Source organism: Cohnella sp. SGD-V74 (assembly GCF_003001675.1).
Lineage (GTDB): Bacteria > Bacillota > Bacilli > Paenibacillales > Paenibacillaceae > Cohnella.
In genome coordinates this window covers 20,775-30,042 of the sequence record NZ_PVYW01000038.1, presented here as the reverse complement: position 1 = coordinate 30,042, position 9,268 = coordinate 20,775, and the positions used below count along the sequence as shown (strand labels likewise).

The window sequence follows — 9,268 nt, the reverse complement described above, 5'->3', positions numbered from 1 at the left end:
AACGTTATTTTCCCATTTGCCCCCGATATTGCCCTGAACCCATGAAATAACGTTACGCCATAACGCTAACCCTCCTTCAACCGTCAACGTCCGAAACCCATAACGTTATCCCATCGTCCTATGCGATTCCGTGTCGTTCGATTGCGAGCTTTTGCTCCTACATCCTCGCGAGTTTAGGTTAACCTGACAACATTGGTTCGTCGGGCCCTCCGCGGCAGCAGAATTAAGGATCGAGCTACCTCTGCCCAGGCAAACGCCCCGTAGGTTGGTGAAGCGGTTGGTCGGTCAGCGAGGTGCCGTCGGCAAGGCGGATCCAGGTGTCGAAGCTTCGCTCGCCTTCGCGCAGAGAAATAATGCGGGCTCCCGGCATGAAGGGGCGATCCAGATAAGCGTTGCGCGTCGTGCGCCCGTAGCAGAGGCGGATGCCCCGCCAATCGCCCCAATAATCGTTGCCGTGGTCATGCCCGACGAAGGTGCCTATGACGTCGCCCATCTCGATCATCGCCGCGAACAAGCCGGAGTTGATCCATGGGGCGCAGCAGATGTCGTAGCGCTCCCCGTAGCAGACGCTAAAGTCCCAGACGTCATTGTACTCGGGCAGCGGAATGTGGAAGAAGGCGAGCGCAGGCAGCGGAACGCCTCCGTTGTCGTCGGTCAGCCGATAGGACTGCTTCGCGTACCAGTCGATCTGGTCGCGGCGTATCCAATCGTAGAAGCCCATCCGGCTGTACTCCAGCGGAGAATAGCTGCCGGAATCCAGAAAGTATAAGGCCGCAGAGTCTCTCCCGTCTTGCCCTTTCACGCTCAGTACATAGTTGCCCGATCCGTGTACGCCCGGAGGATCGGGCTTGGCATAGTTCAAAGGATAAGTAAGCTGAAGAGCGTGCAGCTGCTCCCGCGTGATGGTGCCTTCGGAGTCGTGATTGCCGAAGACGGCCGCCCACGGAATCTGCGCGCGCTCCGGAATCGAGCAGGCGCGGCGGAACGCGCCCGCCGGGTCGGGATGCCCCGCCGAGGCGATGACGTCGCCGGTGTAGACGACCAGATCCGGACGCTCCGCCTCCAGGATGGAGAGCATCATCGCTTCCATCGCGCGCTCTTCTTCGCTCTCCGCCGAGAACTCCGGGTCGGTAAACTGCACGATCTTAAAGGTCCCGTCCTCGCGAAAGCGCAGAGTTTTAGCCATTGTCGGTCTCCGCCTTTCCGCCGTCCGCCTCCGCGGCTTCGTCCAGAAGCCCTTCCGGCAGCTGCGCGTCCCAATCCGGCGTCTCAAGTCCCAGCGCCAACGCTGCAATTGCTGCCGTATCCGTAATAGACACGCGTCCCGAGAGAACGCCCTGACGGATGCCCGGGCCGATGCAGCCCCAGAACACGTTGCGGTCCATCGGATGCGGGCTGCCGTGGCCGTGCTTGTTTTCGCCGCCGCCCCCGTGGTCAGTTAGCAGCACGATAAGGCTGTCTGCGACCAGATCAAGCGCCTCCAACCTCTCCAGCACGCGCCCGATCCGTTCATCCGAGCCCGTGATCGCGGCCAGATAGTCCGGAGAATCGGGGCCGTAGCCGTAACGGTGACCGGATCCGTCCGGCTCGTCGAGCTGGAGGAACAGCAGCCGAACGTCGGGGTTGACGCCGATGTAGGCGAGCAGCTCCTCGGTCAGTCTCTCGTCAGGCAGAGAGAATTTATGAATACCGATGTTATCCTCGATGATCCCCGAGTTGATCGGGGTCCATGCGGAGAAGGCGGCCAGCTTGGCGTCCGGCAGCTGCTCCCTCGCCAGCCGGAACAAGGACGGATAGGGGGATTGGAGCGAATAAGCCTCCGAAGCCGCTTTATCGTTGTCGAGGCCATGCTTGTCAGGCGTTACGCCGTGCAGGACGGAGCCCCAGCACTCCGCGCTGATAGTCGGCAGCTCGGCCTGAGCATCGTACGTATAGGCGCCGCGCTTCAGCCATGCGTCCAGATAAGGGGTGTCGGCCTGCTGTACGAAATTGCCCGCCCCGTCCATTCCTAGAATAAATACTCTTTTTACGTGGTCCGAGAGTTTCATGGGATGATCCGCTCCTCGCGTCCGTTATAGGAATCTATATCCGGTGAACCAAGGTTCAGCCGCTTGCGACACCCTAAGCATAAGAGCGGCGAATCTGCCCGTCAACAAGCGCTTTCGCATTCTGCGCAACAAGTCACATCCGTTTCATCCGGAAGTCATCATCCTAGTAGTGGCCGGCCTCGGGGCTTCCCTATAATAGGCTCATGAGTTACGCAACGAGAGAGGATGAACCTGATGGAAGCGCTTGCGCCTGCCAGTCGAACGAAACCTGCGGCAACCCATGCAACTGCGAGCCGTTCGCGCCATTTTCTAAGACAAATAAAGAAGTACAAGATGCTGCTGTTGATGACGCTTCCGGGTCTGGTCTACCTGTTCGTGAACAACTACATTCCGATGTACGGAGTTATTCTGGCTTTCAAAAACTTGAATTACGTCCAAGGCATCTGGGGCAGCCCGTGGGTCGGAACGGATAACTTCAAGTTTCTGTTCAACTCTCCGGACGCCTACTTGATTACTCGCAATACGATTTTGTACAACGTCGCCTTTATCATCGTCAACCTTGTGCTCGCTTTGACCGTTGCCCTGTTGATCAACGAAATCAAGGAGAAAGTGGTCGCCCGCTTCTATCAGAGCACCTTCTTGCTGCCCCACATCATCTCGATGGTTGTTGTCGCGTATCTCGTCTACAGCTTTCTTAACGCGGACAACGGGTTGGTGAATCGGCAGCTGTCCAGCTTATTCGGCTTCGATTCTATTTCATGGTACAACGAACCGCAGCACTGGCCGTACATTCTCGTTATTGTGAACGCCTGGAAGGGCGTCGGGTTTCTGGCCATTATTTACTTCGCCGCGATTATCGGCATCGACAAGGAGTACTACGAGGCCGCCATCATCGACGGAGCCGGCAAATGGAAGCAGATGACGCGCATCACGCTGCCGCTGATCGCTCCCGTTATTATCGTCATGACGCTGCTCGCGATCAGCTCCATCATGCGCTCGGACTTCGGTCTGTTCTATCAAGTGACGATGAACTCGGGCCCATTGATGCCGACGACCAATACGATCGACACGTTCGTCTATCGGGCGATGGTGAAGCTGGGCGACATCGGCATGTCGGCCGCGGCCGGTTTCTATCAATCCGTCGTTTGTTTCTTCTTGATCCTGGGCGCGAACTTCGCCGTCCGCAGAATCAGCAAGAACGACGCTCTATTCTAATTCGAGGAGGCGCACTTTAGATGAATCGTATGAGCTTTGCGCGCGTTTCCTTCATTCATCTGTTCTTCGGAGCGTTCGCGATCGTATCGATATTCCCGTTTCTGCTCGTATTCATGGTCTCTATTACGGATGAGAGCTCAATCGTTCAGAACGGCTATTCCATCCTGCCAAGCAAAATCAACTTCGCCGCCTATTCGTTCCTGTTCAACGACTTCGCACAGATCGCTCGTGCGTATGGCGTAACGATTGCGGTGACGTTGATCGGAACGACCGTCAGCTTGCTGATTACGGCTTTGTTCGCCTACCCGCTGTCGCGGAAAGGGCTGCCGCTGCGCCGTACGCTGTCTTTTACTTTGTTTTTTACGATGCTGTTCAGCGGCGGGATGGTCCCGTGGTATATGACTTATGTGATGACATTCGGGCTGAAAAACACGCTGCTCGCGATGATCATCCCCGGTCTGATGCTGAGCGCTTTTAATGTTCTGCTTATGCGCAGCTTTTTCGCCAATACGATTCCGGAATCGATTGTCGAGTCGGGCACGATTGACGGGGCGGGGGAGTTTACGATTTTCCTCAAGCTGATCGTTCCGCTATCGGCGCCGATCATGGCGACCATCGGTCTGTTTAACCTGCTGGCCTATTGGAACGACTGGTACAACTGCATGTTGTTCATCGACAAGCCCGAGCTTATGAATATTCAATACTTGATGACGAAGACGCTCAACAACGTGCAGTTTCTCATTATGAAGGCGGACACTTCCAGCCAGGTCGGCGATCTGATTTCCAAGATGCCTACGGAGACGGTGCGCATGGCGCTGGCCATTATCGGCGTCGCTCCTCTGTTGCTCGCTTATCCGTTCTTCCAGAGGTTCTATATCAGCGGCATTACCAGCGGCGCTGTGAAAGGCTGATAGCGCGGCTGCTCAGTTCCACTATAGAGGATATACTTAATGAGACGAGAGGAATGATGGGGCATGAAAAAGAAACTGATCGCCGGGGGCTCATTGGTTCTGGCAACCGCATTGACGTTGGGCGCATGCGGACAAAGCAACGATGGAGGGAGCCAGCCGTCCAAGGAAGCCGGAGCATCCGGCACTCCGTCCGCATCCGCATCCTCGGGCGCTGCGGGTTTGGAGCCGTACAAGCTCACATTGGTCTATCCGGGCTCGGCCCAGCGCGATATGGCTGAAGTTCAGGAGGAAATGAGCAAATATTTGACGGAGAAAATCAACGCTACCGTTGAACTGAAACCGATCGACTGGGGCTCCTGGACCGACAAGACGAATCTGATGAAAATATCGGGCGAAACGTTCGACCTGATTTTCACCGCCGGCTGGTACGGGTATGCCCAGGACGTGTCCAAGGGACAATTCCTGGAGCTGAACGACCTGGTCGCGAGCCACGGGAAGGACATTCCTCAGGTGCTGGGCGACGACTTTATCAAAGGCGCGCAAATTAACGGCAAGCTGTACGGCGTGCCGACGAAGAAAGAGTTCGCGCAGGGCTTCGGCTTCCTGTTGAACAAGGATCTGGTCGACAAATACAACTTCGACATCTCCGGCGTGAAGACGCTGGAGGAGATGGAGGAAATCTTCAAGACGATCAAGGCCAACGAGCCTGACGTGGTGCCGATCGTCAGCAACCGTTTCTCCAACACGTGGCATGCGTCCAACTACGACGGCAAAATCTCCCGCGACAGCAAAGAGCTTAAAGTCGTCGACGATCTGGAGGATCCGAAGTTTATCGATTTCCTCAAGCGGATGCGTCAGTGGAATTTGAACGGTTGGTTCGACAAGGACGTCGTCACCTCCGACGACAGCGACCAGGCGATCAACATGATCAAAGCCCGCAAAGCCTTCGCCATCGGCCAATCGCTGAAGCCGGGCAAGGACAAGGAGATGACCGTTACGACAGGCGTGCCGCTCGTGCAAGTGGAGACGGCGCTGCCGTACACGACGACGGGCGAAGCGCAAGGCGCGATGCTGGCGATCTCCCGCACGTCCAAAGATCCCGAGCGCGCGATGATGTTCCTGAACCTGCTGTATACCGACGCCAAGCTGCTCAATATGCTGGATTGGGGCATCGAAGGCAAGCACTATGTCAAAGTATCCGAGAACGTAATCGATTATCCGGAAGGCGTCACCGCGGAAAGCCAAGGCTACCCGAGCCCGGGCGGCTGGATGTTCGGCAATCAGTTCAATTCCTACCTCTGGGCGAACGAAGATCCGGACAAATGGGAGCAGTTCAGCAAATTCAACGACAGCGCGGAGCGTTCTATCGCACTTGGCTTTACGTTCGACGAGACTCCGGTCAAGGCGGAGATGGCGGCGATCGGCAACGTCGAGAAGGAGTTCGGAGCCGTGCTGCGCGCCGGAGCGGTCGACGTAGAGGAGACGATCGCCAAGTTCAAGGCGAAGCGCGATGCGGCAGGCTACCAGAAGGTGCTGCAAGAGACGCAGCGGCAGCTGGATGAATGGGCGAAGGCCAACGGAAAATAAAACAAGGTTGAACGCGGGGCTGGAGCAAGTTTTCCAGCTCCTCCTTCCTTTTCTCGCGGGGACGGAGTATGACATAATAACGGCATAGGAAAGCTAACTTCCCGTTCCTTCGAGGAGGCCGAGCGATGAATCCCAAACGCTCTCTGCGCTACAAACTAATCGTCGGCTTCGTCACGATCGCGCTGCCGCTCGTCTGCCTGCTGCTCTACAGCAACTATATGGCCTCGAATTCGGTGCGGGAGCAGGCGGCGGAATCGAACCGCAGCATGATCGCCCTCTATTCGAATCAGATTCAGTCGGCGCTGGCCGTCGAGACGAACTATTTGTACGATCTGGCTTCTTACGACGCAGATATTTTGTCTTTGGGCAGGCTGGACGGCGCGTCCAGCGAGTACACGTTGACGCGGGTGCGCATCTTGAACAGCTTAAGCCGCTACAACCGGTTCGACAGCAGCGTCGACACCCAGTTCGCGTACTCGGTCGCGCACCGGGACTTCATTCCGACACAGATCCAAAGCGGGAGCTACGACGAGATGCTGCGGATTCGGGAGTGTCTGGAGGGGCGTCTGGAGGAGGCGCGGCCGGGCAGCCCGTATTTTACGCAGTGGAAGGCGATCTCCTGCGGCGATGCGTACGGTCTCCTGCGAATCGTCGATTCCGGTTCGGGGGTGTACCTCGGCGCTTGGGTCAGGCTTGATCATCTGATGGTGCCGCTGGAATTGATCCAATTGGGCAGAGACGGCTTCGCCGCCTTCGCAAGCCAGGAGGGCGAGCTGCTCCACGGCGGAGCGGCCGCCAGCGGCTTGACCGGGTCGCCGGTCATCGACTCCGCGGCCAACTACCAGCGATTAAAGGGAGAGGACGACACTTACGTCGTCGTCAGTCATCCGGTAGCGTCGACGGACGTCAAGCTGGCCGCGTTTATCCCCGAGCAGGGGATGCTGCAAAATCTGTCGCGGTTCCGCGAGTTCATCTCGTGGATTCCGATTTTCGTCGTTGTGCTGCTGTCGCTCTACCTGCTGTATTTGAACCATATTATCATTCGGCCGATGAACGAACTGCTTAAAGGGATGAGGACGCTCAAGAGAGGGGACTGGGCCTTCCGCCTCGCAGGCTCTCCGTCCAAGGAGTTTCATTCGGTCAACGAGAGCTTCAACGATATGGTCCAGCAGATCCAGACGCTGCAGATTCACGTCTACGAGGAGCAGATTCGCACGCACAAGGCGGAGCTGAAGCATCTGCAGCTGCAGATCAATCCCCATTTTCTGCTCAACAGCATCAATGTCGTCTACAACCTGGCCCAGATCAAAAATTACGGCGTCATTCAGGCGATGTGCCTGAATCTCGTGAAATATTTTCGCTTCGCGACCAAAACCGGTCAACCCTTCGTGGCCCTGGCGGAGGAGATGGAGCATATGGACAGTTATTTGCGGATTCAGCAGCTTCGTTTTCCGGGGAGAATTACGTACCGGATCGAGGTGGGCGACAACGCCGGGGACATTCCGATTCCTCCGCTGATCGTTCAGCCGTTCATTGAGAACGCCGTCAAGCACGGATTCGATTTTATGGACGAACCGTTTCATATCGATATTCAGGCGCGGATCGAGCGGGAGAGCTGTCTCATCCGGATCGCCGACAACGGCTCGGGATTTCCGGAGGACGTTCTGGAGGAGCTGCAGAGCGGGAGCTATTTCGAGAGAAATGACGACCAGCACTTGGGGATGCGCAACAGCTACCACCGTCTGCATCTGTTGTACGGCGTCGGAGCCAGATTGTCGCTGGGCAACGGGCAGGGTTCGGGGGCATGGGTGGAGCTGGAGATTCCCGCGGAGAGCAAGGAACAGTCGGATTGGCTAATAAGCCGGAGCGGATAATGCCGGAGGTGACAAGCTTGCGAGTGCTTATCGTGGATGATGAGATGTACGCCGTCATGGGCATCAAGGATGCGATCGATTGGCGGGGACTGGGCGTGACGGACGTCTGCGAGGCTTACAATATGAGGGAAGCGGTGAAAATTCTCGAGCGCCAGCCGGTCGATGTCATGATCTGCGATATCGAGATGCCGAAGGGGACCGGAATCGAGCTGCTGGAGTGGGTGAACGAGCGGTCTCTTGGCTTGGAGACGATTTTCCTGACTGCGCACGGGGATTTCCGGTTCATGCAGCGGGCGATTCAGCTGAGCAGCTTCGACTACATCATGAAGCCGGTGGAGTTCGACGTTCTGGAGCAGACGATCCGCAGGGCGCTGGAAGCGGTGGAGAAGAAGAAGGCCGAGCTGGCGCTGACGGAGCAGTATAAGCCGTATTACGAGCTGTGGAACAAGAAGAAGACGGTGCTCAGCGAGAAATTCTGGTACGATCTGCTTGCCGAGCGAATCGTGGCCGGTCCCGAGGACGCGGAGAGGCTGCCTGCGGAGTACGGCATTGCGCTGCGGGCGGATGTGAAGCTGTTGCCGATCGTGGTCAGCGTGGAAAATTGGAAGCGGGAGCTCAGCACGCGGGACGAGGAAGTGATGGAATACGCGATTCGTCAGTCGGTGGCGGAGATGGTCGTCGCCGACTCCCGGGGAGAGGTCGTGCAGACGAAGCACGGGGTCGCGGCGGCCATTCTGTATGTCTCTCCCGAGGAAGAGGGGGCGCTGCGCGAGTGCGTCGGAGAGCGGTGCGGGCGGTATATTGAAGCCTGCGGGGCGTATCTGAACTGCTCGGTATCCTGCTATATCGGAGAGCCGGCTTCGCTGCACGAGCTGACGAAGATGTACAAGGCGCTGCTGGCGCTCGAATACAACAACTTGAGCGAATCGAACCGGCTTAATTGGCTGAGCAAGCAGGAGGCCGAGCCCGCGGCAGATCCTCGCCTGCCGGACTTCGGAGCTTGGACGCTGCTGCTGGAAAATGGTAAGGCGGAGGAGCTGGGAGCCCGGCTGAGCGCGAGCCTCCGGGAGCTCGCTGCGGATCGCCGGTTCGGGGCGAACGCGCTTCAGGCGTATTATCTCGGATTTCTGCAGATGGTCTATTATCTGCTGCAGAAGAAAGGGCTGTCGGCGTATCGGCTGCTGCAGGACGCGGGCATCCCGGCCGAGGCTTCTCCCCGCACGCTGGAGCAGATGGAGGATTGGGGTGTCCGGCTGATTCGCACGGTGCATCGGTATTTGTTTCAGGAGGAGTCGACGATCGAGCGTCTGTGCGCGTACATTGCCGAGCATCTGGCCGACAACGTCACGCGCGAGATGCTGGCCGGGTACGTCCACCTGAATCCGGCGTACCTCTCCCGGCTGTTCCGCAAAGAGAAAGGGATGAGCATCACCGACTACCTGCTGCAGGAACGGATGCGGATCGCCCGGGAGCTGATCGAGAGCTCGACGCTCCCGATCTCGGACATCGCGCAATCGGTCGGCTACAGCAACTTCTCCTACTTCGCCAAAATGTTCAAGAAGGTGCACAATGCCAACCCCCAGCAGCTTCGCAAGCTGTCCGGCTGCTCGGGATGAGCGGGCCGGGCGGCTTG

7 protein-coding genes are annotated in these 9,268 nt (G+C 57.6%); 5 read left to right on the top strand and 2 right to left on the bottom strand.

Features of this window, described 5'->3' with window-relative positions; translation table 11 throughout:
- Positions 1-235: 235 nt before the first annotated feature.
- Positions 236-1,186, bottom strand: a complete 951-nt coding sequence (locus tag B0G52_RS34630) for a metallophosphoesterase family protein (RefSeq protein ID WP_094051007.1) — start codon at positions 1,184-1,186, stop codon at positions 236-238.
- Positions 1,179-2,048, bottom strand: coding sequence for an alkaline phosphatase family protein (locus B0G52_RS34625; RefSeq protein ID WP_094051006.1), 870 nt, complete (start codon positions 2,046-2,048; stop codon positions 1,179-1,181). The genes B0G52_RS34630 and B0G52_RS34625 overlap by 8 nt, the downstream gene beginning before the upstream one ends.
- Before the next feature lie 333 nt (positions 2,049-2,381).
- Here B0G52_RS34625 and B0G52_RS34620 point away from each other — a divergent pair, with 333 nt between their 5' ends.
- From B0G52_RS34620 to B0G52_RS34600, 5 genes are all read left to right on the top strand, one after another.
- On the top strand, positions 2,382-3,263 hold the full coding sequence (locus tag B0G52_RS34620; RefSeq protein WP_233163359.1) for an ABC transporter permease: 882 nt from the start codon (positions 2,382-2,384) through the stop codon (positions 3,261-3,263).
- A 20-nt stretch (positions 3,264-3,283) separates the two neighbouring features.
- Positions 3,284-4,174, top strand: coding sequence for a carbohydrate ABC transporter permease (locus tag B0G52_RS34615; protein ID WP_094051005.1), 891 nt, complete (start codon positions 3,284-3,286; stop codon positions 4,172-4,174).
- A gap of 63 nt (positions 4,175-4,237) precedes the next feature.
- Positions 4,238-5,761, top strand: coding sequence for an ABC transporter substrate-binding protein (locus tag B0G52_RS34610; protein ID WP_094051004.1), 1,524 nt, complete (start codon positions 4,238-4,240; stop codon positions 5,759-5,761).
- A 125-nt stretch (positions 5,762-5,886) separates the two neighbouring features.
- Positions 5,887-7,635: a sensor histidine kinase gene (locus B0G52_RS34605; protein WP_094051003.1), complete on the top strand. Its 1,749-nt coding sequence runs from the start codon at positions 5,887-5,889 to the stop codon at positions 7,633-7,635.
- A gap of 23 nt (positions 7,636-7,658) precedes the next feature.
- A complete protein-coding gene (locus tag B0G52_RS34600; protein WP_233163360.1) occupies positions 7,659-9,251 on the top strand; it encodes a response regulator transcription factor in 1,593 nt (530 codons plus the stop codon).
- Positions 9,252-9,268 lie beyond the last annotated feature (17 nt).